The sequence below is a fragment of the Streptomyces sp. CLV115 genome, from assembly GCF_038448545.1.
GTDB lineage: Bacteria > Actinomycetota > Actinomycetes > Streptomycetales > Streptomycetaceae > Streptomyces > Streptomyces sanglieri.
The window spans coordinates 1-21,605 of record NZ_JBCEWQ010000011.1; the positions used below are offsets into that span (position 1 = coordinate 1).

20 protein-coding genes are annotated in these 21,605 nt (G+C 72.5%); 8 read left to right on the top strand and 12 right to left on the bottom strand.

Annotated features, from left to right (window positions below; all coding sequences use genetic code 11):
* Positions 1-226: 226 nt before the first annotated feature.
* The 6 genes from AADR41_RS06340 to AADR41_RS06365 form a co-directional block, all read right to left on the bottom strand.
* Positions 227-1,495: an MFS transporter gene (locus tag AADR41_RS06340; protein ID WP_342280457.1), complete on the bottom strand. Its 1,269-nt coding sequence runs from the start codon at positions 1,493-1,495 to the stop codon at positions 227-229.
* Positions 1,492-2,931, bottom strand: a complete 1,440-nt coding sequence (locus tag AADR41_RS06345) for a CitMHS family transporter (protein ID WP_342280375.1) — start codon at positions 2,929-2,931, stop codon at positions 1,492-1,494. Before AADR41_RS06345 ends, AADR41_RS06340 begins: the two co-directional genes overlap by 4 nt.
* Before the next feature lie 171 nt (positions 2,932-3,102).
* The gene (locus AADR41_RS06350; RefSeq protein WP_342280376.1) at positions 3,103-3,723 is read right to left on the bottom strand and encodes a TetR/AcrR family transcriptional regulator; all 621 of its coding nucleotides are present in this window, start codon (positions 3,721-3,723) and stop codon (positions 3,103-3,105) included.
* A gap of 118 nt (positions 3,724-3,841) precedes the next feature.
* Positions 3,842-5,125 (bottom strand): hypothetical protein, encoded by a 1,284-nt coding sequence (locus AADR41_RS06355; RefSeq protein ID WP_342280377.1) that lies wholly within the window; start codon positions 5,123-5,125, stop codon positions 3,842-3,844.
* Positions 5,122-5,964, bottom strand: coding sequence for a hypothetical protein (locus AADR41_RS06360; protein WP_446750991.1), 843 nt, complete (start codon positions 5,962-5,964; stop codon positions 5,122-5,124). Before AADR41_RS06360 ends, AADR41_RS06355 begins: the two co-directional genes overlap by 4 nt.
* Before the next feature lie 17 nt (positions 5,965-5,981).
* A complete protein-coding gene (locus tag AADR41_RS06365) occupies positions 5,982-8,063 on the bottom strand; it encodes a right-handed parallel beta-helix repeat-containing protein (RefSeq protein ID WP_342280378.1) in 2,082 nt (693 codons plus the stop codon).
* Between the two features lie 155 nt (positions 8,064-8,218).
* Between AADR41_RS06365 and hmgA the strand changes: the two genes are divergently transcribed.
* The 3 genes from hmgA to AADR41_RS06380 are packed head-to-tail and all read left to right on the top strand — an operon-like array spanning position 8,219 to position 11,683.
* Positions 8,219-9,547, top strand: coding sequence for a homogentisate 1,2-dioxygenase (hmgA, locus tag AADR41_RS06370; RefSeq protein WP_342280379.1), 1,329 nt, complete (start codon positions 8,219-8,221; stop codon positions 9,545-9,547).
* 51 nt (positions 9,548-9,598) lie between these two features.
* Positions 9,599-10,375: a GntR family transcriptional regulator gene (locus AADR41_RS06375; protein ID WP_342280380.1), complete on the top strand. Its 777-nt coding sequence runs from the start codon at positions 9,599-9,601 to the stop codon at positions 10,373-10,375.
* Positions 10,376-10,408: 33 nt separating this feature from the next.
* Positions 10,409-11,683 (top strand): type ISP restriction/modification enzyme, encoded by a 1,275-nt coding sequence (locus AADR41_RS06380; RefSeq protein WP_342280381.1) that lies wholly within the window; start codon positions 10,409-10,411, stop codon positions 11,681-11,683.
* 17 nt (positions 11,684-11,700) lie between these two features.
* On the opposite strand, the gene AADR41_RS06385 is transcribed toward AADR41_RS06380, so the two are convergent.
* The gene (locus AADR41_RS06385) at positions 11,701-12,408 is read right to left on the bottom strand and encodes a TetR/AcrR family transcriptional regulator (RefSeq protein WP_342280382.1); all 708 of its coding nucleotides are present in this window, start codon (positions 12,406-12,408) and stop codon (positions 11,701-11,703) included.
* 64 nt (positions 12,409-12,472) lie between these two features.
* Between AADR41_RS06385 and AADR41_RS06390 the strand changes: the two genes are divergently transcribed.
* A complete protein-coding gene (locus AADR41_RS06390) occupies positions 12,473-13,450 on the top strand; it encodes an ATP-binding cassette domain-containing protein (RefSeq protein ID WP_342280383.1) in 978 nt (325 codons plus the stop codon).
* A gap of 71 nt (positions 13,451-13,521) precedes the next feature.
* Positions 13,522-14,274 (top strand): ABC transporter permease, encoded by a 753-nt coding sequence (locus tag AADR41_RS06395; protein ID WP_342280459.1) that lies wholly within the window; start codon positions 13,522-13,524, stop codon positions 14,272-14,274.
* A gap of 15 nt (positions 14,275-14,289) precedes the next feature.
* Here the strand turns inward: AADR41_RS06395 and AADR41_RS06400 are convergent, their stop codons facing one another.
* The 3 genes from AADR41_RS06400 to AADR41_RS06410 form a co-directional block, all read right to left on the bottom strand.
* On the bottom strand, positions 14,290-14,898 hold the full coding sequence (locus AADR41_RS06400) for a TetR/AcrR family transcriptional regulator (protein WP_342280384.1): 609 nt from the start codon (positions 14,896-14,898) through the stop codon (positions 14,290-14,292).
* A 240-nt stretch (positions 14,899-15,138) separates the two neighbouring features.
* Positions 15,139-15,402 (bottom strand): hypothetical protein, encoded by a 264-nt coding sequence (locus tag AADR41_RS06405; protein WP_342280385.1) that lies wholly within the window; start codon positions 15,400-15,402, stop codon positions 15,139-15,141.
* A gap of 301 nt (positions 15,403-15,703) precedes the next feature.
* Positions 15,704-16,513, bottom strand: coding sequence for an SGNH/GDSL hydrolase family protein (locus AADR41_RS06410; protein ID WP_342280386.1), 810 nt, complete (start codon positions 16,511-16,513; stop codon positions 15,704-15,706).
* Positions 16,514-16,738: 225 nt separating this feature from the next.
* On the opposite strand from AADR41_RS06410, the gene AADR41_RS06415 reads away from it, so the two are divergent.
* Entirely contained in the window at positions 16,739-17,833 is a 1,095-nt protein-coding gene (locus tag AADR41_RS06415) for a DUF5925 domain-containing protein (protein ID WP_446750989.1), read from the top strand.
* Between the two features lie 33 nt (positions 17,834-17,866).
* On the opposite strand, the gene AADR41_RS06420 is transcribed toward AADR41_RS06415, so the two are convergent.
* Positions 17,867-18,244, bottom strand: a complete 378-nt coding sequence (locus tag AADR41_RS06420) for a GntR family transcriptional regulator (RefSeq protein ID WP_342280387.1) — start codon at positions 18,242-18,244, stop codon at positions 17,867-17,869.
* Positions 18,245-18,324: 80 nt separating this feature from the next.
* Between AADR41_RS06420 and AADR41_RS06425 the strand changes: the two genes are divergently transcribed.
* Both AADR41_RS06425 and AADR41_RS06430 read left to right on the top strand, forming a co-directional pair.
* Positions 18,325-19,245, top strand: a complete 921-nt coding sequence (locus AADR41_RS06425; protein ID WP_342280388.1) for a GNAT family N-acetyltransferase — start codon at positions 18,325-18,327, stop codon at positions 19,243-19,245.
* Entirely contained in the window at positions 19,226-19,720 is a 495-nt protein-coding gene (locus tag AADR41_RS06430; RefSeq protein ID WP_342280389.1) for a DUF402 domain-containing protein, read from the top strand. Before AADR41_RS06425 ends, AADR41_RS06430 begins: the two co-directional genes overlap by 20 nt.
* A gap of 76 nt (positions 19,721-19,796) precedes the next feature.
* Here AADR41_RS06430 and AADR41_RS06435 read toward each other — a convergent pair whose 3' ends face one another.
* The gene (locus AADR41_RS06435) at positions 19,797-21,581 is read right to left on the bottom strand and encodes a glycoside hydrolase family 3 protein (RefSeq protein WP_342280390.1); all 1,785 of its coding nucleotides are present in this window, start codon (positions 21,579-21,581) and stop codon (positions 19,797-19,799) included.
* Between the last annotated feature and the right edge of the window lie 24 nt (positions 21,582-21,605).

Here is a 21,605-nt window from a genome sequence, read left to right on the forward strand (position 1 = left end):
CCCCCGCCGCCCCCACGCTGAGGACCAGGAAGAGGGCGACCCGGCGCCGGTGCGGGCGGGCGAACGCGGCGATGCGCCGCAGGGTGTTCCGGTCGAAGGGGCGTCGGTCCGCTTGCGCGTTCATGACGTTGTGGAGCTGTGTCCACGCGGTGGTTTCCATGCTCATGGGAGGAACGTACGACCTCCAGTGGACTTGAGGTCAACGGCCGGGCGTCGGCGGCGGGGGTCAGGCGCGGTTCCGGTCGGTGGCACGCCGCCGCCGGGGCCGCAGCGGTGCCGGTACGTCCGGGGCGGCACCGGCCTTCCCGTCCTGCCGACCGCCCCGTACGCCGAGCCCCGCCGCCACGAGGAGGAGGGCGCCGAGCATGACGAAGGGGGCCGCGGTGCCCGCCACTCCGGCGGTCAGTCCGGCCGAGGCGGGGGCCGCGACCTGGCCCAGGCGGTTCCCGGTGAGGCGGAGGGCGAGCGCGGTGGAGCGGGCCTCCGGCGGGGCGGCCCGGACGACGGTGGTCATCGAGAGCGGCTGCCCGACGCCGAGGCAGAAGCCGAGCACGGCGAGCATCACGGCCAGCACCGCCACGGGGACGGGCAGGGCGATGCCCGCGCACAGCACCCCGGCCAGCAGGCAGGTGGTGGTGAGCAGCGCGGTGCGGCCGAGGAGCCGGAGCATCGGGGTCATCACCAGCCGGCAGGCGATGGTGGCGGCGGCGCGCAGGCTGAGCAGCAGTCCGACGGTGGCGGGGGCGATGCCCCGGTGCTCGCCGACGACGGGCAGGTAAGCGGTGAGGATGTCGGTCGCGGAGAGCACGGCGAGGCTGATGAAGATTCCGGCCGGAACCCCGCGGGCCCGCAGAATGCGGCCGACGGGGACCTTCGCGGCCGGCTCCGCCCGGTGGGCGGCGGGTGCGCAGCGGTGCTCGACGCGCCGGAGCGAGCCGAGGGAGACGGCGGCGACGGCCGCCGCGACGAGCAGGGCGAGTGCGCTGGTACGGGCCATGGCGCCGTCCCGCTCGGAGATCAGACACCCGGCGGCGATCGGGCCGATGAGCTGGCCGAGGGAGGCGCCGATGGTGAAGTGCCCGAAGTTGCGGTCCTGTTCGGCCGGTCCGGACTGGCGGGCGACGATCGACTGGGCGCCGATGACGAAGCAGAGGTGGCCCAGTCCCATCACCCCGCTCCAGGCCGCCATCGCGGTCAGCGAGCCGGCCCGGCCGCTCAGGGCGCAGCCGCCCGCGATCAGCACGACGCCGAAGGGCAGCAGGGGCGCGCACCGTCCGTGGTCGGTTCGGCGCCCGAGCGGCACGGCGGCGAAGAGCGGGAGGAGCGCGTACACCCCGGTGATCACGCCGATGGCACGCTCTTCCGCACCGAGTGAGAGGGCCCGGTAGGAGACGGCGGGCCGCGCCATCGACACCGCCGCCTGCGCGAAGGTGAAGGCGATGACGAGGCGCAGCAGCCAGCTCCTGCCGGGTTCCTGGAGGGTGCGCACGGTCAGATGATGCCGAACAGGAGTCCGGCGCAGAGCACCACCAGCGAGGTGAGCGCCGCCCACTTGACGGTGAACCTGGTGTGGTCGCCGAATTCGACCTTCGCCATGCCGACGAGTACGTAGACGGCCGGAACCAGCGGGGACGACATGTGCAGCGGCTGGCCGACCAGGGAGGCGCGGGCGATCTCCAGCGGGGAGACACCGTGGGCGGCGCCCGCCTCGGCGAGCACGGGGACGACACCGAAGTAGAAGCCGTCGTTCGACATGAAGTACGTCAGCGGGATGCTGAGGACGCCGGTGACGATCGCCATGTGCGGGCCCATGCCGTCGGGGATCGCGCCGACGAGCCAGTCGGCCATGTGCTGGACCATGCCCGTGCCGGAGAGGACGCCCGTGAAGACGGCGGCCGCGAAGACCATGCCGGAGACGTTGAGGACGTTGTCGGCGTGGGCGGCGATCCGGGCCCGCTGGTCGGGCATGTGGGGGAAGTTGACGGTGAGGGCGAGGGCCGCGCCGAGCAGGAAGAGCACCGGGATCGGCATCAGTTCCATGATCATCGCGGTGAGCAGGGCGATGGTGAGGCCGGCGTTGAACCAGTAGAGCTTGGGGCGCAGGGTGGCCCGGTCCGGGTCCAGGCCCTTGAAGCCCTCGTCCGGGTCCTCGTCCGTGGCCCGGTGCTCCGCCGCGTCGCCGCCCGCTCCCGTGGCCACACCCGTTCCGGCTCCGCCGGAGTTCTTGCGGATGCGGTCGCTGCCGCCGCCCGCCCCGACGAGCACGGTCTCCGGCTCCGCGGCCGTGCCGGTGGCCAGCGCCTCGTCGAGGGTGAGCACGCCGAGGCGCTTGCGCTCGCGCCGGCCCAGCACGACGGCGAGGAGGAGTACGGCGACCAGGCCGATGCCGAGCGCCGGGATCATCGGTACGAAGATGTCGCCCGCGTCCAGCTTGAGCGCGGTGGCGGCGCGGGCGGTGGGGCCGCCCCAGGGAAGGGTGTTCATGACGCCGTTCGCCGTGGCGGCGACGCCGGTCATCACGACCAGGCTCATCTTGAGGCGCTTGTACAGCGGATACATCGCCGAGACGGTGATCATGAAGGTGGTGGAGCCGTCGCCGTCGAGGGAGACGATGGCGGCGAGCACCGCCGTACCGACGACGATCCGCATCGGGTCGGCCTTGCAGAAGCGCAGGATGCCGCGCACGATCGGGTCGAAGAGGCCGACGTCGATCATCACGCCGAAGTAGACGATGGCGAACATCAGCATCGCGGCGGTCGGGGCCAGATTGCCGACGCCGTCGATGACGTAGTCACCGAGCTTCGCGCCCTGTCCGACCGCGACGCAGAACAGCGCGGGGATCAGGACCAACGCCGCGATCGGCGACATCTTCTTCAGCATGATCAGGACCAGGAAGGTCGCAATCATGGCGAAGCCGAGGATTGTCAGCATGTGGATACCTATCGCTCACCCTTGAACTCCCGCCGGACTCGGCGGTGCGGATGACGTTAGGGCGCGACTCGAAGCGTTAACAAGACGTTGACATGCGAGCAATACGAGCAAAACCCCAGGTCAACGCGGGGGTCATGGAGAGAGCGCAACGGGCCGCCGGTGCCTGCGCAATCAGTCCAGCACGCGTGCCAGATAGGCCTGGAGCATGATGCGGGTCTCGGCGACGATGGCCCGGTCGCCCGACGGATCGGTGCGGAAGGCGAGTTGGAGGAGGGCGTCGGCGGCCTCGACGCAGACCAGGACGGTGCGCGACAGATCCTCGTCGGGGGCGCCGCCCAGATGTCCGGCGAGCAGTTCGGCGAGCCGGCCTGCGACCCGCTGGTTGGCGGCGTTGGCGGGGTCCTCCTCGGGGGCCACCGCACCGAAGTCGACCAGGGCGAATCCGGCCACGGAGCGCTTCATGGCCAGGTATTCGTCCAGCACGGCGTCGATGGCGCTGCGCCAGTCCGTGGCCGGGACGGCGGCCAGGCGGCCGGTGATGCGTTCGGCGTAGCTGTCCAGATTGCGCTGGGCCAGCGCGTCGGTCAGCGCCCGCTTGTTGGAGAAGAACCGGTACACGGAGCCGATGGGCACCCCTGCGCGGAGGGCCACGGCGCGGGTGGACAGCTGCTCGTAGCCGGTCTCGTCGAGGAGTTCGGCGCAGGCGTCGAGTATCCGGGCGAGGCGCTCGGCACTGCGCTGCTGCACGGGGGCGCGGCGGAGGTTCGTGTTCGCATGGGGCACGGGCTCCATGATGCCGTGGGTCTCCTCTGCGGCGGACGGCCGGTGGGCTCCGCGTGCCCGGCGGTGGGTGGCCGCCGGTTCTCCGGATGCCCGGCGGTGGGTGGCCGCCGGTTCTCCGGCGCGGCTCTCATGCGATGAGCAGTGACAGGCCGCCGATGGTGTACGTGATCATCAGGACCAGCAGCGGGAGTTGTCCCGCGACGGCGCGGCCGGGCGGGAAGAGGCGTACGGAGCGGTCGTGGGCGGCGATGACGCCGAGTACGTGGCCGAGGACGATCGCGGCGACCTGGAGTGTGGCGACACCGCCGGGGCCCAGGGGCGACTCGGGCGGGGCCGGACCGTCGGCGCCGAGTGCCACCATGACCGTGCGTGGGCCTTCGGTGACGAAGAGCGTGAAGTAGTGGGCGATCAGATAGCCGAGGGCGATCGGTACGAGCGAGTGGGCGAAGGCGGTGAGGGGGTGGTGCAGCCGGCCGGAGATCAGCCGGACGGCGCCGGCGCACAGGGTGTAGAGGGCGGCGACGAGGGCGACGGCGCCCAGGAGCCCCAGGGTGGCGGTGGTGGTGCGGCCCAGGGACGAGGTCTGGACGGTGGTGATCCAGGACGGGGCGTCGGAGAAGCCGTCGTAGGCGGTGGAGCCGAGCATGACGCAGACGGTGGCGACGAGTCCGGGGATCTGCGGGGTGGCGTCCAGTCCGTTGAACGGGGAGCGGAACACGAGGCGGCGGTCGGCGGGGCGGCGGCCGAGCGGGGAGAGCCGGGCGAGCAGCCCCGAGTAGACCTCGAAGGCGTCCCCCCGGTCGAACCATCCGGCGCCGTACCGGGCGGCGCCCGCGAGGTGGACGCCGGCGTAGCCGCCGAGGAAGACGAGGAGGGCGCCGGCCGACGCGGGATCGGGGGCGACGAGTTCGAGCCAGGTGAACGCGAGGAGCCCGGCGGCGGCGGGCCACAGACCGAGCCGCACGGGAAGGGGGCGGCCCGCGGCGGGGTCGCGTCCCAGGGCACGGCAGACCAGGAGGTGGACGGTGCGCAGCGGGTTGAGCAGCCGCCAGACGGGGCCGAGGAGGAGCGAGGCGGGGACCAGTCCGACCCACAGGAGTACGTACACGGCGCCCGGGGCCGGGTTGCGGTCCGGGTCGTCGGGGCCGAGGAGCAGCTGGAGTGTGACGTACAGGGCGGCGGCGAGGCCGAGTGCCCGCAGGGCGATACGGGTGGGGCGGGCGTCGGCGAGGCGCTGGAGGCCGGACGGGACCGGCCGGCCCGCCCGGTCGCCGCGGAACCGGGAGGCCGACCAGAGCAGGCCGAGCGCGAGGAAGGAGACGAAGAGGGCGGCGAAGGCACCGGCGAAGGCGTAGAAGGGGGACAGCGGAAGGTCGTGCTGGGCGCCGATGCCGTGGGCGAGGACGCTCACCGTACGACGAGCTGGGTCAGGAGCAGGTCGGACTCGTGGGTCTCGACCTCGAAGAGCCCGCTGCGGTCGGCGGTGAAGGTCAGGGTGACGGTCCTGCCCGCGGGCAGGGCGGCCTCCTTGTCGTAGCCGTGGACGTGGAGGTGGTCGGCGCGGTCGCTGCGCACCCGGAGTTCGACGGTCCGGCCCTTCCTGATCTCGGTGCGGCCGGGGTCGGGGCTGACCTTGCCGTGCGAGACGACGATCTCGACAAGTGTCGTGTCGGGCCGGGGGGTTGCGGCTCCGGCCCTCCCGGGGGCGGATGTGGCATCGGAGAGGGAGGCGGTGGCCTGGACGGGGGCGGAGTTCACGGCCCAGGCGGTGTGGTCGTCGGCGTAGAGCCGTGCGGTGAGTTCGGTGCCGCCCCTTCCCGCGCCACGGACGAGGGAGGCGGGAAGGTGGTACCAGGAGCCGTACATCCGGGCGAGGGGGCGGCCGTCGAGGAACAGCCGGGCGTGGCCGCGTCCGAGGAGCGCGGCGCCGCCCACGCTGTCCGGGGTGAACCGGAAGTTCCGCACGGTGAGGTGGACGTTCCAGCCGTCCTCCGAGTCCGGCCGCACGGCGACCGTCACCGAGGGGGCGCCCTCGGCGTCGACCTGGCGCAGCCGGTTGCCGGAGCCGTCGTCGGCGGTGAGCAGCCGGCCGACGCTGCCGCCGGCCTGCTCATGGCTGGTGCCGGGCTTGTGGTGGGTGGTGGCCCGCCCGCCGCAGGCGCTCGCGCCGAACACGAGGGCGGCCGCGGTGAGCACGGTGGCCGCGGCCACGACGGGCCGGACGGTCCGGCGCGGCCGGGCGGTCCGCAGGGGCCTGTGGGAACGCTTCACGACGCGTCTCCTTCCGGGGCGGAGGCGGGGGCAAGAACGGCCGACTGCGCGGAGCCCGTGGTACCGGGGGCGTCCGAGGCGTCGCGCTCGCCGTGCCGGGCGGCGGCGATCACCGCCCACACCACCCAGACCACGCCGAGCAGTCCACGCACCCAGGCCGGGCTGAGCGGGATCCACGGGATCATGAACACGGCCTTGTCCACGGCGTCCAGCAGCGTGAGCCCGCCCAGCACCACCGTGGTCCAGCCAAGCCAGGGCCGCTCCCGCCGGAGCACCAGACCGATCCCGGTCCACCACACCCCGGTCAGCAGCAGCGCCAGCGCGGGCACGTAGGAGGCGGCCAGCCCCGTCGTCGATCCGGCCACATCGAGCCCGAGGCCGATCAGGCCGAGCCCGGTGACCACCGTGGCGAGCCGGCTGCCGCGCAGTCTGCGCCACCACAGCACCCCGCCGACCAGCGCGAGCACCACCGCGACCGTCAGCGCCACCTGCACCTCGATGCGCTGGATGCCCCGCGCCCCGTACCAGTCGCAGCCGGCCGGCAGCCGGCGCGCCTGCACGTTGTAGTCGGCGCAGACCAGCAGTTGAGCGAGCTTGACCGGTTCGCCGACCAGCCGGTCGGTGTTCCCGGTCACCGAGCCGCGCTCGGCACCGCAGGCCGGCAGGGCACGCGGGGAGGACGGACCGGCGTCCGACTGCCAGCAGTTGCCCTCACCCTGGCCGTCCCACCACACATCGGTGCGGTTGGGCCGGGAGTTGCCCGCCTTGTCCTTGCCGAGGTGGTTGCCCGCGTACCGGTTGTGGTGCGAGGTGTCGGTCTGCTTGGACAGCGCGCCCTCGCCGCGGATGAAGGCGGGAACGGCGGTCAGGACGAAGGCGGCGCGCTTTTGTCCGTAGATCCAGTTGTTCTCGTACCGGTTCCAGTTGCCGCCCGCGGTGATGATGCCGGAGCCGGGCGGCATGGAGATCTGCGGGCAGACGACGCCCTCCTCGTAGCCTCGGTCCACAGGCGGTTTGGCGCAGGTGCCGTCGGCGACGTAGGGGTAGTAGTCGGCGTTGTTGTCGTGGATCAGGTTGCGTTCGAAGCGGGCGTGGTTCTGCGGCAGTCCGGGGTGGCCGGGGAAGGCGCTGTCCATCGAGGCGCCGCCCATGTTGTGGTCGAACTCGTTGTCGTGGACGTAGACGGAGTCGCCCGCGGTGCCGGAGTAGCCGACCATGTTGTGGTGGCTGCGGCAGCCGGTGATCTCGATGGAGTAGCGCGGCACGTCGTAGCCGTAGCCGTCGTTGATGTTCGACGCGCTGCCGGGGTAGATGCCCGAGTCGCCGTTCCCGTACGACTCGCAGTTCTTGTACAGCCCGTGGTCACTGGCGAAGGTCAGGAAGCCGTACTCGTCGTTCCACCGGGTGAGGACGGAGTCGATGACGAAGCCGTCCTGGGCCAGGACGTACAGGGAGTTGAAGGTGGTGCGCTGGGCGGTGAAGTTGCGGAAGTAGATCCCGTCGGAGCCGTCCGCGCGGATCGCGTTGAGCTTCTGGTACTTGGCGTCGATGACCACGTCGGTGCGCTCGGCGCCGGTGCCCTCGATCTGGAGGTTCTTCTTGCCGAGGATCGCGACCAGGTTCTGGTTGTGCGGGCACCGCGCCTGCTGGGCGTACGACAGGATCTGGTAGCCGAGCTGGGAGTTGGGCGCCTTCAGCCGGGTGCACTCCCCCGTCGGCCTGGGCAGCGAGGGCTCCTCCTCGTACAGCCCGGGCAGGACGGCGATGTTCATGCCGGGCCGGTCCACCGCGTCGACGGCCTGCTGCAGGTGCCGGTAGCCGGACTTCCGGCACTGTTCGAAGAGCTTCAGGTTCCGGGTCCGCAGCGCCTCCGGGAAGCCGGAGACGCGGCGCTCGAAGTCCGCCCGGTCGGTCTTGCAGACCAGCAGGTCGGGCTCGCCCGTGCGGTACACGGGGACGCTCCCGGTCCCGTCGGGCAGGGTGACCGGACGTTCTTCGTGCGCCTGGGCGGCCGGGGCCGCGAGGAGGGCGGCGGCGAGCGCCGCCAGAACCACCAGAAGTCTTCGTGTCCACGACATGTGCGGGAGAGTAGAGCATTGTTCAACTTTTGGAACCCCCCTGCGCACCACGCATTTGAACCGCCGGACACCCGGGTGCGTCACAGATGCCGTTGACTCACCCCCATTCGATTCCTACGGTTACCCATAGGATTCCTTCGGCACCGGGAGCGCACATGAGCGGCATCGAGCAGGCGAGGAAGACGGCGGAAGCGCTGGAGCATTCCGCCGGTTTCGGCAATCAGCACAGCTCGGAGGCGGTGGCGGGCGCACTGCCGCACGGCCGCAACTCCCCCCAGCGGGCACCGCTGGGGCTCTACGCGGAGCAGCTGAGCGGCTCCGCGTTCACCGAACCGCGCGCCCACAACCGCCGTTCCTGGCTCTACCGGATCCGCCCGTCGGCCGCGCACCCGCCGTTCGTCCGCATCGGCAACGGCGCGATCCGCACCGCCCCGTTCACCGAATCCGTGCCCGACCCCAACCGGCTGCGCTGGGATCCGCTTCCCGAGCCCGCGGCCGGTACGGACTTCCTGGCCGGCCTGTGGACCCTCGGCGGCAACGGCGACGCGGCGCAGCGCACCGGCATGGCCGTGCACCTCTACCACGCCGACTCGTCCATGACGGACCGGGTGTTCAGCGATTCGGACGGCGAACTGCTGATCGTCCCGGAACACGGCGGCCTGCTGCTCCGTACCGAACTGGGCCTGCTGCGCGCCGAGCCGGGGCATGTCGCCCTGATCCCGCGCGGGGTCCGGTTCCGCGTGGAGCTGCTGGACGCGACCGCCCGCGGCTACGTATGCGAGAACTACGGCCAGCCGTTCACCCTCCCCGACCTCGGCCCGATCGGCGCCAACGGCCTGGCGAACGCCCGGGACTTCCTCGCCCCCGTCGCCGCGTACGAGGACGACGACCGCCCGGTGGAGGTGATCAACAAGTTCTGCGGGAACCTCTGGTCGGCGACGTACGGTCACTCCCCGCTCGACGTGGTCGCCTGGCACGGCAACCACACCCCGTACGTCTACGATCTGCGCCGCTTCAACGTCATCGGCTCGATCAGCTACGACCACCCCGACCCGTCGATCTTCACGGTGCTGACGTCGCCGTCCGACACACCCGGTCTGGCCGGGGTCGACTTCGTCGTCTTCGCGCCGCGCTGGCTGGTCGGCGAGGACACCTTCCGGCCGCCGTACTTCCACCGCAATGTGATGAGCGAGTACATGGGCCTGATCGAGGGCGCGTACGACGCGAAGACGGCGGGCAGGGGCGGCTTCGTCCCGGGCGGCGGTTCGCTCCACAACATGATGTCGGCGCACGGCCCGGACCGGGAGACCTTCGACCGGGCCAGCGAGGCGGAGCTGAAGCCGCAGAAGATCGACGACGGCCTCGCCTTCATGTTCGAGACCCGCTGGCCGGTGACGGCGACGGAGCAGGCGGCCACCGCCGGCCATCTCCAGCACGGCTACGACGACGTGTGGCAGGGTCTGAGCCGCAACTTCCGGCCGTAGGCGGCCGGCAGCCGTCCCCGACCCGGCCCGGTCCGAACGAAAGGCCCCCAGGTGCCTCAGACGCCCAAGATCCCCCCGGGGCCGGCCTTCGCCCCCGACTCACTGGTCCTGAACCGCAAGCTGCCGCTGTGGTACCAGGTCTCGCAGTCGTTGCGCGCCTCGATACTGGGCCGCGCCAGGGACGCCTCGGCACGGCTGCCGACCGAGGAGCAGCTCGCCGCGCACTACGGCGTCAGCGTCCTGACGATGCGCCAGGCACTCAAGGAGCTGGAGACCGAAGGGCTGATCAGCAGGCACCGGCGGCGCGGCACGTTCATCGAGCCGCGCGCCCGCCGGGTGTCGCCGGTCCGGCTGCTGGGTTCGATCGACGCGATCGTGGCCCAGCAGTCGGGCGAGCGGACCGCGGTGCTCGGCCACGGCCCGGTCGCCGTGCCGGACGAGCTCACCGAGTACTTCCCCGACTGCGCGGAGCTGGTCAGCTACCGCCGGCTGCGCCGCGACGGTGACAGCGACGAGCCCACCAACTGGGCGGAGAACGTGGTGCGTCCCGACGTCGCGGCCCGTCTGGACGTCACCGATCTCGAACGCTGGCCGATGACCAAGGTGCTGCGCGACCGGGTCGGCGTCCGGATCTCGCGCATCACCGACACGGTCGAGGCACGCCTCGCCGACCCGGCCACCGCCGAACTCCTCCAGGTCCCGCTGCTGAGCCCGATCCTGTTCTACACGGGCGTGACCTACGACGAGAGCGGCCGGGTGGTCGACGTGGCGCGGATCCGCTACCGGGGCGACCGGTTCTCCTTCTCGGTCACCGTGGAGGCGCACTGACGCACTGCCCCGTGCCGCAGGGACGCGGCTACGATGCCCGGGAGGGCGGGCGGACGTGGCGACGGGGAGGACGACACGGTGGCGGCACGGGCGGCGGGCGGCTGCGACGATGCCCGGGAAACGCGGGCCCCGCTCCTGGACGAGCTGATGCCCTGGTCCGTACGGCCGCTGCGCACCGGCCGCCCCTGGGTGATCGCCCCCGACGCCGCCTCCCTCCGGGCGCGCTGGGACCGGCTGGTGCGGGCCCCGGACGATGAGCGCGAGCGGCTGTTCCGGGCGACCCGCTCCCGTACCCCGCGGACCCCGGTGGCGGCGCTGCCCGGACAGGCCACCGGCACCGGCCGGTTCGCCCGCGAGGAGGGGCCGTGCCCGGAGCCGGTACGGATCGCGCACGGCCCGTTCGACGAGCAGTGGCTGCTCCCCGACCACCGGCTGATCGATGCCGCCCGCCCCGAGCTGTGGCGGGTCGCCGACGGGCACCAGCTCTTCGCCGTGGAGCACGGGTACGTGCCCCAGGACACCGGGCCCGCCCTGTCCGTGACGGCACTGCTGCCGGACGGCCACTCCCCGGCGGGCCGGCCCGGCCGGATCCGGCCGCTGTTCCGGCGCCCGGGCGGCCGCGAACCCAATCTGACCCCCGGGCTGCTGACCCTGCTGCGGACCCGCCACGGGGACTCGGTGACCGCCCGTGCCGTGCTGGCCTGGGCGCTCGCGGCGGCCCGCCACTCGCCGGCCGGCTGCGAGGTCCCGCTGCCCGCCGACACCGCGCGCTGGACGGCCGGGGTGGAGCTCGGCCAGGAGCTGTTGCGGCTGCAACTGCGGGGTGCGCGCGGCACGGAGCGCCCACGGCTGCCCGGCGGGCGCCGGCCCTATGTGCGGGCCGCGGTTCCACCCGTACCGGACGGGCTGGGGTACGACCCGGACAGCGAGACGCTCATGGTGGGGACCGGCCGCATCTCGCCCGTGCCGCCCGGGGCGTGGGAGTTCCGGGTGGGCGGGGTCCGGATGCTGGAGCTCTGGTTCGGGCGGCGGTCGGCGGCCGGCGCGCGGGACATGGACGGCCTGGAGGCGGTCCGGCCGCACGCCTGGCCCCAGGAGTGGACCTCCCAGCTGCTGGAGCTGATCACCCTGCTCGCCCTGCTCGACGCACTCCGCCCCCGCCGGGAGGGCCTGGCCGACGGGCCGGGGATCACGGCCGCCGAGCTCCGGGCGGCGGGCGTGCTGCCCGTCGCGGCCGCCGCCCGGCGGCCCGCCTCGGTGCTCGGTCATCAGGAGGAGGGCCCGGACGGGCAGTTCGCGCTGCTGTGAGTGGAGACCGGGCGGGGCTACCGGGCGAAGGAGTCCAGCACCCGGTGGAGCGCCCGGTCGAAGACCCCTTCCAGATCGATCGGCCCGGAGTCCTCGGCGAACCCCGCCGCCATCCGGGGATACTTCCCGGTCTCGATCTGGCTGATCAGATAGCCGGTGCGGGCCGCGTGCTCCTGCTCCTCGGACCAGGGCAGCGACCGGCTGCGCTCCGCCGTGGCGATCTCGTTGGCCACATAGGTGGTGACCACGCCGTTCACCATGGCGATCAGCTCCATCTTCTCGCCGAACCGCGCGTCGACGCCGTCCAGGCAGCTGAGCGCGTACTCCAGGTACCGCAGGGAGTTCGGGCTGAAGCCGTACACGGGTGACATCAGCCGGGGCACCCAGGTGTGGCGGTGCATCATCGCGCGGGTCTGGCGGGCGAGCGCGACGAGGTCGGCGCGCCAGTCGCCGGACGGCTCCGGGAAGTCGTAGTCGCCGCTGACCGCGTCGAGCATCAGCTCGTACAGATCCTCCTTGCGCGGCACGTAGTTGTAGAGCGACATCGTGCCGCAGCCGAGCTCCGCCGCGACCTTGCGCATCGACACCGCGTCGAAGCCCTCCGCATCGGCGATGCGCACGGCCGCCGCCGCGATGTCCGCCCGGCTGAACGCGGGCCTGGGGCCCCGGCCCGCACGCTCGGGGCGGGCCCAGATCACTTCGGGTACAGCGGGTCGCCCCACCATCGATCATCACCTCGCCCACCATCGTAGTTACGTACACCGTACGTAGTGCGGTACGGTGAGCCGCATGACAACTACGTACGCTGTACTTAGTGAAGGTCTGGAGAAGCGATACGGCGATGTCCACGCGCTGCGGGGGCTCGATCTCGCGGTCGCCGAGGGTGCCGTCTGCGGAGTGCTGGGGCCGAACGGCGCGGGCAAGACCACCGCCGTCCGGGTGCTGACCACGTTGACCGCGCCGGACGGCGGCAGCGCCCGGGTGGCCGGCCACGACGTGGTGCGCGAGGCCGGCGCGGTGCGCGCCGCCATCGGGGTCACCGGGCAGGACGCCTCGGTCGACGGCGAGCTCTCCGGCCGGCAGAACCTGCGGCTCTTCGCCAGGCTGCAACGGTTCCGCGGCGCCGCGGCGCGCACCCGCGCCGACGAGCTCCTGGAGCGCTTCGAGCTGACCGAGGCGGCCGACCGCCCGGCCCGCACCTACTCGGGCGGCATGCGCCGCCGCCTCGACCTCGCCGCCAGCCTGCTGACCCGCCCGCGGGTCCTCTTCCTGGACGAGCCGACCACCGGCCTCGACCCGCACAGCCGCAACCAGATCTGGGCGGCGGTACGGGAGCTGGCCGACCGGGGCACGACCGTGCTGCTCACCACGCAGTATCTGGAGGAGGCCGATCAGCTGGCCGACGACATCGTGCTGATCGACCGGGGCCGGGCCGCCCACCGCGGCACCCCCGCCGAGCTGAAGTCCCGCATCGGCAGCTACGCCGAGGTGGTGGTCGCCCATGAGTCGGCGCTGGTCCCGGCGGCCGGCGTGCTCGACCAGCTCACCGGCGTCGAGCCGGTGCTCGACCACGAGCGCCGCACCGTGGGCGCCGTCGCGAACGACGCCACGCTCACCCTCCCGCGCATCGTCCGCGAACTCGACGCCGCGGGCGTGCCGCTGGTCGACGCGAGCCTGCGCCCGCCCACGCTCGACGAGGTCTTCCTCCGTCTGACCGACCGCGGCGACGGCCGCACCTCCCCGCCCGTGAAGGAGACGGCAGCATGAGCAGCACCACACTGGTCCACGAGCGGCCCGCCACGTCCGCGGCCGGCACCCCCGTCGCCGACGGCCTGGCCATGCTGGGCCGCCATCTGCAGCGGATCAAGGCGGCCCCGGGCGTGGTGATCCTGACCCAGACCATGCCGATCACCATGCTGCTGTTCTTCGGGTACGTCTTCGGCAGCGCGCTGGCCGTGCCCGGCCAGGAGTACCGGGCGTTCCTGGTGCCGGGCCTGATGGCCGCGACGGCGGCGGGCGGCATCATGACCGGGATGTTCCAGTCCTCGCAGGACTGCCATCGCGGGGTGATGGACCGCTTCCGCGCGCTGCCGATGAGCCGGCCCGCCGTGCCGTTCGGCCAGACCGCCGCCGATCTGCTGACCACGGCCGTCGGTCTGGTCCCGCTGGTGCTGGTCGGGCTCGCGGTCGGCTGGCGGATCGAGGGCGGCCCGCTCGCCGCCCTGGGCGCCTTCGGGCTGCTGCTGCTGTTCCGCTTCGCCACGTCCTGGGTGGGCTGCTGGCTGGGCCTGCTGATCCGCAACGAGGAGGCGGCCGGACAGCTGGGCAGTACCACCTTCGTCCTGCCGCTGCTGTCGAGCGCGTACATCCCGACCGGCAATCTGCCGCACTGGCTGCGCACGATCGCGGAGTGGAACCCGATCAGCGCCGTGGCCTCGGCCGTCCGTGACCTGTTCGGCAACGCGTCCCCGGCCGCCGACGCCGCCTGGCCGGTCACCCACCCGGTGGCCGGGACGCTCGCCTGGTCGGTGGTGCTCCTCGCGGTGTTCGTCCCGCTGTCCGTACGCCGTTACGCGCGCGGCGGCGAGTGACCGTCACCGGCCCGTTCACCGGGGCAGCGCACAGGGCCGGTCCAGGGTGCCGAGCAGGCTGACGAAGCTCGACTCCAGGAAGGCCCCCAGCTCGCCCGGTACGTCCGGTCCACCGCGCGGCCAGCTGGTCACGGCCTCCTCCGCGAACGCCGTCCAGGCGCGGGCGGCGACGGCCAGCCGCGGCGAGTCCGGCATCCCGAGCCGGCGCTGTCCCTCCGCCACCCGCCGGGCGAGGGTGGCCCTGGTCGCCTCGACGATGTCCTCCACCGCGGGGTGACTGCCCGCGGCACCGCGGACCAGGGCGAGATAGACCCTGCGGTGCTCCAGCACGTAGCGCACGAAACCGGCGATGAACGATCGCAGCCAGGGAACGGGCCCCAGTGAGGGGTCCGGTTCCGTGGCTGCGACGAAGTCGTCGCACTCCTGCCGCACCACGGCACGGTAGAAGTCGCGCTTGGAGTCGAAGTAGTGGAAGAGCAGCCCGCGTGAGATCCCGGCCCGCCGCGCCACGTCGTCCGTGGAGAGTTCGTCCAGCGAGCAGTCGGTGAGCATGTCCAGGCCGATGGCGACCAGCTGGGCCCGCCGTTCGTCGGGGCTCAGTCGCGCGGCTCGCTTTCCGGACATGCATACAGTCTAGAAGTGTTTCGGCGCCGAAGTATTTCCGAAAGCCCCGGCCGTCACCCTCCGATGCCCCGCAGACACACCGAAGCGCTGCCGTGGGCCCTGGGGATGACAGGAGGGCGTACAGCAGCGCAGCGCCGGGACGGTGTGGTCACCGAGGCCCCGAGCGGGGGGCCGGGCGACGGACCCTGGCCGGGGAGCCCGGGCGGTGGACCGGTCGAGCGGTCGTGACGGTCGGTCGGGTCAGCGGCGGCTGCCGAAGAGCGAGCGCCTCAGCCGTCGCAGCGGCGCGAAGAGCGAGACTCGCGCACTCTTGCTCCGACGATGGCGGGCCGCATCGCGCGAGGTGAGCTCGCGCATCAGCAGGGTCGCCTCCGCAGCCTCCCGCTGTGGCACGGCAGGTCCGCCGAGCACCGCGAGATGGCGGTCGAGGCGCGAACTCGTCGCACCGCTCCCGCATGTGATGGCAGGCACACGCGGCCTGCTCCGCATCGCTATCTGTTCCATGTCACTCCCCACCCGTACGAGGGCACCCGGCCCGGGCAGGTTAACCCTATCGCCCCGCGACGACACTCGTGTATCCCGGTGGCGGGATTACGCACACACATGCGGAGGTTGACACCTCACTCGTGAATCTGCCCGATTTCAGGGCGAGTTGGACAGAACGGAAACGGACGAAGACGCTCCGCCCGTGGCCCCGCACGGGGACCGCGGGCCGTCCGGGCGCCACGCCGGACGGAGACCCCTGCGGACGGGGCCTCCCGCCCGCCCGGCGCACGGACGGGCCCGGCCGCACGGGCCGGCGGGATCAGGCCGCCGAGCCGAAGGCGGGCAGGTATCCGCCCGACTGTCCGGCGGCGGTGGGGTGGTAGGACTCACCGATGTTCAGCCAGTTCACGCTGTGCAGCCAAACGCTGCTGGAGCAGATCTCGTGGCCGGTGAACTTCCCCGCGACATCGGCGAAGGCGAAGCCGTGGTCGGCCGCGCGCTTGGCGGTCGTCGAGTTGAGGAGGTCGGCCGCACCGTTGATCGCGGTGCGCACCTTGTCGCTCAGGCCGACGGCGCAGCTGCCGCCGATCTTGTAGAAGCGGGGGTAGCCGAGCACGACGACACGGGCGGACGGCGCCTTGGCCTGGATCGCCGCGTACACCGAGTCGAGGTTGCCGGGCAGGGTGGACTCGACATAGCCGCGGGCCGTGGCGATCCGGTTGAGACAGGTGGCCTCCGACTGGAGGACACAGGTCGTCATGACATCGGCGAAGCCCGCGTCATTGCCGCCGATGGAGATCGAGACCAGGTCGGTCGAGGAGTTCAGCGGGCCGAGCTGACCGGCCTTCACATCACCCGTACGAGCACCCGAGCAGGCGGCGAAGGAGAACGAGGCGGGCGAGTTGGCGGCGGCCCAGAGGGCGGGATACGCCTTGGTGCTGCGCTTGCAGCCACCGCTGGCACTGTCGTAACTGCCGGACCCCACGCCCGAGGAGTACGAGTCTCCGAGGGCGACGTAGTCGACGGCCCGGACGGAGGTGGCGGCGCCGGCGGCGGCCGAACCGGTCAGGGCGAGTACGGCACCGAGCAGGAGCGAGGACGAGAGCGTCGCGAGTCTGGACAGTTTCATGGAGCCTCCCTGGGGCCGACCGGCGGGATCTCCGCCCGTCCGCCGAGACCGTGGTAGCAGCACCGGCACCCTCGCCGGTAGTGTGCATGCCAACTTTTTTCTCCAGGGCCGAGCTCCCACGCGCCCCTTGAGCGCCCGTCATGTCCGGTGCCGCTGCCGGAAAAGTGGGAGGAAGACAGTGAAACCCGGGTGCGCCGGATATCCGCGTGCCGGATCATGGGCGCCATGTCCGCCACCCCTGAGTCCGCTCTGCCGATCCGGCTCACCGTCGACGACAGCGATTCCCCGTCCGACGTGGTCGACGCGCTGTTCCTCGGCCGTTTCGCGACGGGCGAGCAGCCTTACTCGCACAGCTCCTCGCTGGAACGCGTCAAGGCCGGGGCGACGTTGCTGCCGCCGGCCGCCAAGGTGCTGCGCACCGCCCGCGACGACAACCGCAGCGCCACGCTCGCCGAGGGCGACGGCTGGACGCTGCTCGTCTCACGGTGGAGCCGCGGCGCCGACGTCACGATCACCGCGACCAGTCCGGAGCTGGCCGAGCAGATCCTCGAACGGGCGACGGACGGCGCCCTGGACGAGCCGGAACCCCAGCCCGAGAACGTGACGATGGGCTTCTGGTACGTCTCCCCGCACCGCGGCCCGCACCGCACCACCCGGCAGATCTCCGCCGGCACCTGGGACGAGGTCCGGGGCAACTACACGGCGCCGGTGGCCGATGCCATGGACCGGCTGATGAAGGTGACGCCCGACGACATCGCCGGCCGGCTGCTCCTGCTGCACGGCCCGCCGGGCACCGGCAAGACGTCCGCGCTGCGCACGCTGGCCCGCTCGTGGCGGGACTGGTGCCAGGTGGACTGCGTGCTCGACCCCGAGCGGCTCTTCAACGACGTCGGCTATCTGATGGACATCGCGATCGGCGAGGACGAGGGCACGGCCAAGGGCCGGTGGCGGCTGCTGCTGCTGGAGGACTGCGACGAGCTGATCCGCGGCGAGGCCAAGCACACCGCGGGCCAGGCGCTGTCCCGGCTGCTGAACCTCACCGACGGGCTGCTCGGCCAGGGCCGCAACGTGCTGGTGGGCGTCACCACCAACGAGGATCTGGAGCGGCTCCACCCGGCCGTGGTCAGGCCCGGCCGCTGCCTCGCCAGGATCGAGGTCGGGTCACTGACCCGCAACGAGGCGGTGACCTGGCTGGGCACGGAGGAAGGGCTCGGCCGCGAGGGCGCGACGCTCGCCGAGCTGTACGCGCTGCGGCGCGGCAGCGGTCCCGCATCGGTGCCCAGGCAGGAGTCCGGGGCGGACGCGGGCCTGTACCTCTGAGCCGGCCGGTCCGCCGCCCCGTCCCGTCCCGGCTCAGTCGGCCCCGTACGCCGCGCGTACCGCGTCGCGCACCAGGGACAGTGCCTCGTCACGGGACAGGCCCAGCCGCCGCGCCTGGTCCGCGTACTCCTGTGCCGCGGCGGCCGCACGACGGTCCGCCGCGTCACCGGCGGCGGCGACGAACGTGCCGTTGCGGCCGCGGGTCTCGATCACCCCGTCGGCCTCCAGCGCGCGGTACGCCTTCGCGACGGTGTTGGCGGCGAGGCCCAGCTCCTCGGCGAAGCCGCGCACCGTCGGAAGTCTGAAACCGACGGGCAGCGCGCCGGAGCGGGCCAGTTCGGAGATCTGCGTGCGCAGTTGCTCGTACGGGGCGGTACCGGCGTCCGGATCAAGAACGATCTTCAGGGTCACGCGCCGATTCTCCCCCACGTCCGCCGCGCCGCCGGAAATTCGGGGGCGGCCGGTGGCGGCCCCCGCGTAACGTCCGGCCCATGACTGTCATTGTTCGTGACTTCCTCCCGGCCGACGCGGAGGGCTGGGTACGGGTCCGGCGGGCCGCCTTGCCCTACGTGGTGACGACACCCGAGTCCGTCGTCTTCCAGCTGGCCTCCGCCCACCCCGGCAAGCGCTACCGGCTGCTGGTCGCCGAGGTGGACGGGGAGCTCGTCGGAACCGCGCAGGTCGGCCTCGCCCACGACAGCCCCGAACCCGGCCGGGGCTTCTGCAACACGTACACGCATCCGGACCGCACCGGGCTCGGCGCGGGCGCGCTGCTGGTACGCACGGCCGAGGAGCACCTGGCGCGGGAGGGCGCGACCACGGTCTACACCTGGGTGCTCGACACCCCGTCGAACCGGGCCTTCGCCGACAGGCGCGGCTATGTGCCGACCCGGCCGGCGTACTTCTCCCGGCTCGGTCTGACGGACGGAGCGCTGCCGCCCCGTCAGGAGCCGCCGCCGGGCGTGGAGCTGCGTACCGCCGCGGACTTCGCGGACGACCCGCGTCCGCTCTTCGAGGCGGACGCCGAGACCACGGCCGACGAGCCGAGCGACATTCCGGCCGTGCTGGACGACTACGAGGACTGGCTGAACCACACCTGGCGTGCTCCCGGGCTCGACCGCGAGCTCACCTCGGTCGTGGTGGCGGGCGGCGAAGTGGCGGCGTTCAGCGCGGCGGAGACCGACGGTCTGACCCGCTACTGGTCGGGGATGACCGGCACCCGCAGGGCGTACCGCGGCCGGGGTCTGGCCAAGCTCGCCAAGAACGACTCGCTGCACCGGGCGCGCGCCGCCGGATACACGGACGCGTACACCGCCAACGACGCCGACAACGGACCGATGCTGGCCGTCAACCGATGGTTCGGCTACGAGATCTGTGCCACGAATGTGCGCCATGTCCGCAAGCTCGGCTGAGGCCGCCGTGGTGGTCGCCCTGGTGAAGGCCGGGCGGACCAAGATCCGGTATCCGGCGGACGTGGTGCGCGACGACGGCGTCCGGGTGACGGTGCGCGCGCCGTGGGCGGCGCCGGGCGTCCGTGACTTCGGCTTCGTGCGGTTCGAGCCGGGCGATGTGTTCACCGAGCACTACTGGCGCGACCGCTGGTTCGCCGTGAAGGAGGTCCGCAGCGGCACGGGCGGACTCAAGGGCTGGTACTGCGACATCACCCGACCCGCGGTGCTGCGGGACGGAGAGCTGCTGGTGGAGGACCTGGACCTGGATCTGTGGGTGTCGGCGGACGGCTCGTCCGTACTGCGGCTGGACGAGGACGAGTTCGAGGAGAGCGGCCTGGCCGGACGCGATCCGGCGGCGGCCGGGGCGGCGCAGCGGGCGCTGGACGAGTTGGAACACCTGGCCCGTACGGGGGGACTGGCGGCGCTGCTGGCCTGACCGGCGGGCGGCGGAACGCGTTCCGGTTTCCGGGCGGGCCGCTGCACGGTCCGCCCGGAAGCCGTCCCGCCCCCGGTCAGCCGCCGGCGCGACGGCCGCAGCGGAACAGGGGGCTCGGCATGCTGAACGGGACGTCCCCGAAGGATGCCTCGACCTCGGCCATCGAGGACGGCAGGTCGAAGGGCAGCACCCCCTCGGCGTCGCGGCGCCCGAACACGACGTCCAGCACCAGATCGTCGTACGCCCCGAAGCTCCCGGTCAGCAGGGCGGCGGCGGAGGAGAGCCCGGTGAGGACGGCGGGGCGGTCGAGGAAGACGTCGACGGCGGTGGGCACCGTGGCGCACAGGGCCGTCAGCCGCCGGATCTCCTCGGGCGGGAATTCCAGGGAGCCGGAGTGGAAGTGCCGCTCCAGCGGCGACTCCCGCTGCTCGTAGGGGGCCTGGAGCCGTACGACGGCCAGGTCGGCCTCCTCGGGGCGGTCGACGACCCGGCCGTAGCGGGCCGCCACGGCCGGGTCCACGTTCTCCACGTACACGGCGGGCGACGCCGGGATCCGGTTCAGCGCGCCGCGGCGGGGGGTGAGCCGGACCAGCGAGCGGCGCTGCGCCCGCCGGCCGAGCTCGCGGGCCGCGGCGCTGCCGACGAGCGTCCCGGCGGCCTCGGGGTCCACATACGGGTCCTCGAAGAGGCCCAGCCGGAACTTGTCCCGCAGGATGCGGCGGGCGGAGGCGTCGATGCGGTCCTCCGTCACCGATCCGTCCAGCACGGCACCGGTCAGCAGGGCGGTCCTGGTCTCGCCGCCGAGCTGGTCGACCCCGGCGTCCAGCAGTCTCAGCAGCTGTTCGGTGAGGGAGAGGTGTTCCACGCCCCAGTTGCGCGGGGGCAGTTCCCCCAGTCCCGGGATGTCCAGGCCGGTGAGCACGTTGAAGTCGCTGCACACCACGCCGTCGAAGCCGAGGCGTTCGCGCAGCAGCCCGGTGATCGCCTCCCGGCTGAAGCTCGCGCCGACCTCCGGGAGTCCGCTGCCGCCGGGGATCGAGTAGCAGGTCATCATCTGTGCGGTACCGGCTCCGAGGGCCGCCTCGAAGGGCTTCAGGTGCTGTTCGAGGTTGTTGCCGGAAAACGCCTGCCACTTGCCGCGGGCGAAGTGCGAGTCCTCCCCGTCCGCCTGGGGGCCGTGACCGGGGAAGTGCTTGGTCATGCAGGCGACACCGGATGCGAGGGAGTCGCCCTGCATGCCCCGGACATAGGCGGCCAGCATCCGTCCGGCGCGGTCCGCGTCCTCGCCGAAGGTGCCGCTGATCCGGGCCCAGCGCGGTTCGGTGGCCAGATCCGCCATCGGGTGCAGGGCCAGCCGGATCCCGACGGCCCGCAGTTCGCCGGCGACGGCGCGGGCGAACTCCTCGACCAGGGCGGGGTCGTCGGTGGCGGCGAGCCCGATCGGTTCGGGGCCCGGACTGAACCCGCCGCCGGTGTGGGCGGTGGCGGGGTTGGACACGACGCCGTGCCGGGGGTCGGAGGAGAGGGTGACCGGTATCCCCAGGCGGGTGGCCGCGGCGAGGTCCTGTACGTGGTTGTTCCAGCGGGCCATCTCCCCCGGGGAGGGCACCTGCATCATCGCGAAGTGGTTGATGTGCCGCTCGCCGATCAGCTCCGCGCCGGAGCGGTACGGTCCCCGGTCGCCGGCGAGCATCTGTCCGTGGCACAGGAGGCCGGCCTTCTCCTCCAGGGTCATCCGGGCCAGCAGATCGGTGACCCGGTCCTCCACCGGGAGCCTCGGGTCCTCGTACGGCTCCATGGTGCCGTTGTGGTTGAGGTCGCGGAAGAGTGTTCCGTCGTGATGGCGTACGCGTTCGGGCACGGAGCGGTCTCCTGTCGGGCGGTG

What these genes read in the sequence shown, in the direction of transcription:
- AADR41_RS06345 (WP_342280375.1), bottom strand. Translation starts at nt 2,931, where the DNA reads ATGCTGACAATCCTCGGCTTCGCCATGATTGCGACCTTCCTGGTCCTG.
- AADR41_RS06350 (WP_342280376.1), bottom strand. Translation starts at nt 3,723, where the DNA reads ATGGAGCCCGTGCCCCATGCGAACACGAACCTCCGCCGCGCCCCCGTG.
- AADR41_RS06365 (WP_342280378.1), bottom strand. Translation starts at nt 8,063, where the DNA reads ATGTCGTGGACACGAAGACTTCTGGTGGTTCTGGCGGCGCTCGCCGCC.
- hmgA (WP_342280379.1), top strand. Translation starts at nt 8,219, where the DNA reads ATGAGCGGCATCGAGCAGGCGAGGAAGACGGCGGAAGCGCTGGAGCAT.
- AADR41_RS06380 (WP_342280381.1), top strand. Translation starts at nt 10,409, where the DNA reads ATGCCCGGGAGGGCGGGCGGACGTGGCGACGGGGAGGACGACACGGTG.
- AADR41_RS06385 (WP_342280382.1), bottom strand. Translation starts at nt 12,408, where the DNA reads ATGGTGGGGCGACCCGCTGTACCCGAAGTGATCTGGGCCCGCCCCGAG.
- AADR41_RS06390 (WP_342280383.1), top strand. Translation starts at nt 12,473, where the DNA reads ATGACAACTACGTACGCTGTACTTAGTGAAGGTCTGGAGAAGCGATAC.
- AADR41_RS06395 (WP_342280459.1), top strand. Translation starts at nt 13,522, where the DNA reads ATGCTGGGCCGCCATCTGCAGCGGATCAAGGCGGCCCCGGGCGTGGTG.
- AADR41_RS06400 (WP_342280384.1), bottom strand. Translation starts at nt 14,898, where the DNA reads ATGTCCGGAAAGCGAGCCGCGCGACTGAGCCCCGACGAACGGCGGGCC.
- AADR41_RS06405 (WP_342280385.1), bottom strand. Translation starts at nt 15,402, where the DNA reads ATGGAACAGATAGCGATGCGGAGCAGGCCGCGTGTGCCTGCCATCACA.
- AADR41_RS06410 (WP_342280386.1), bottom strand. Translation starts at nt 16,513, where the DNA reads ATGAAACTGTCCAGACTCGCGACGCTCTCGTCCTCGCTCCTGCTCGGT.
- AADR41_RS06415 (WP_446750989.1), top strand. Translation starts at nt 16,739, where the DNA reads ATGTCCGCCACCCCTGAGTCCGCTCTGCCGATCCGGCTCACCGTCGAC.
- AADR41_RS06425 (WP_342280388.1), top strand. Translation starts at nt 18,325, where the DNA reads ATGACTGTCATTGTTCGTGACTTCCTCCCGGCCGACGCGGAGGGCTGG.
- AADR41_RS06430 (WP_342280389.1), top strand. Translation starts at nt 19,226, where the DNA reads ATGTCCGCAAGCTCGGCTGAGGCCGCCGTGGTGGTCGCCCTGGTGAAG.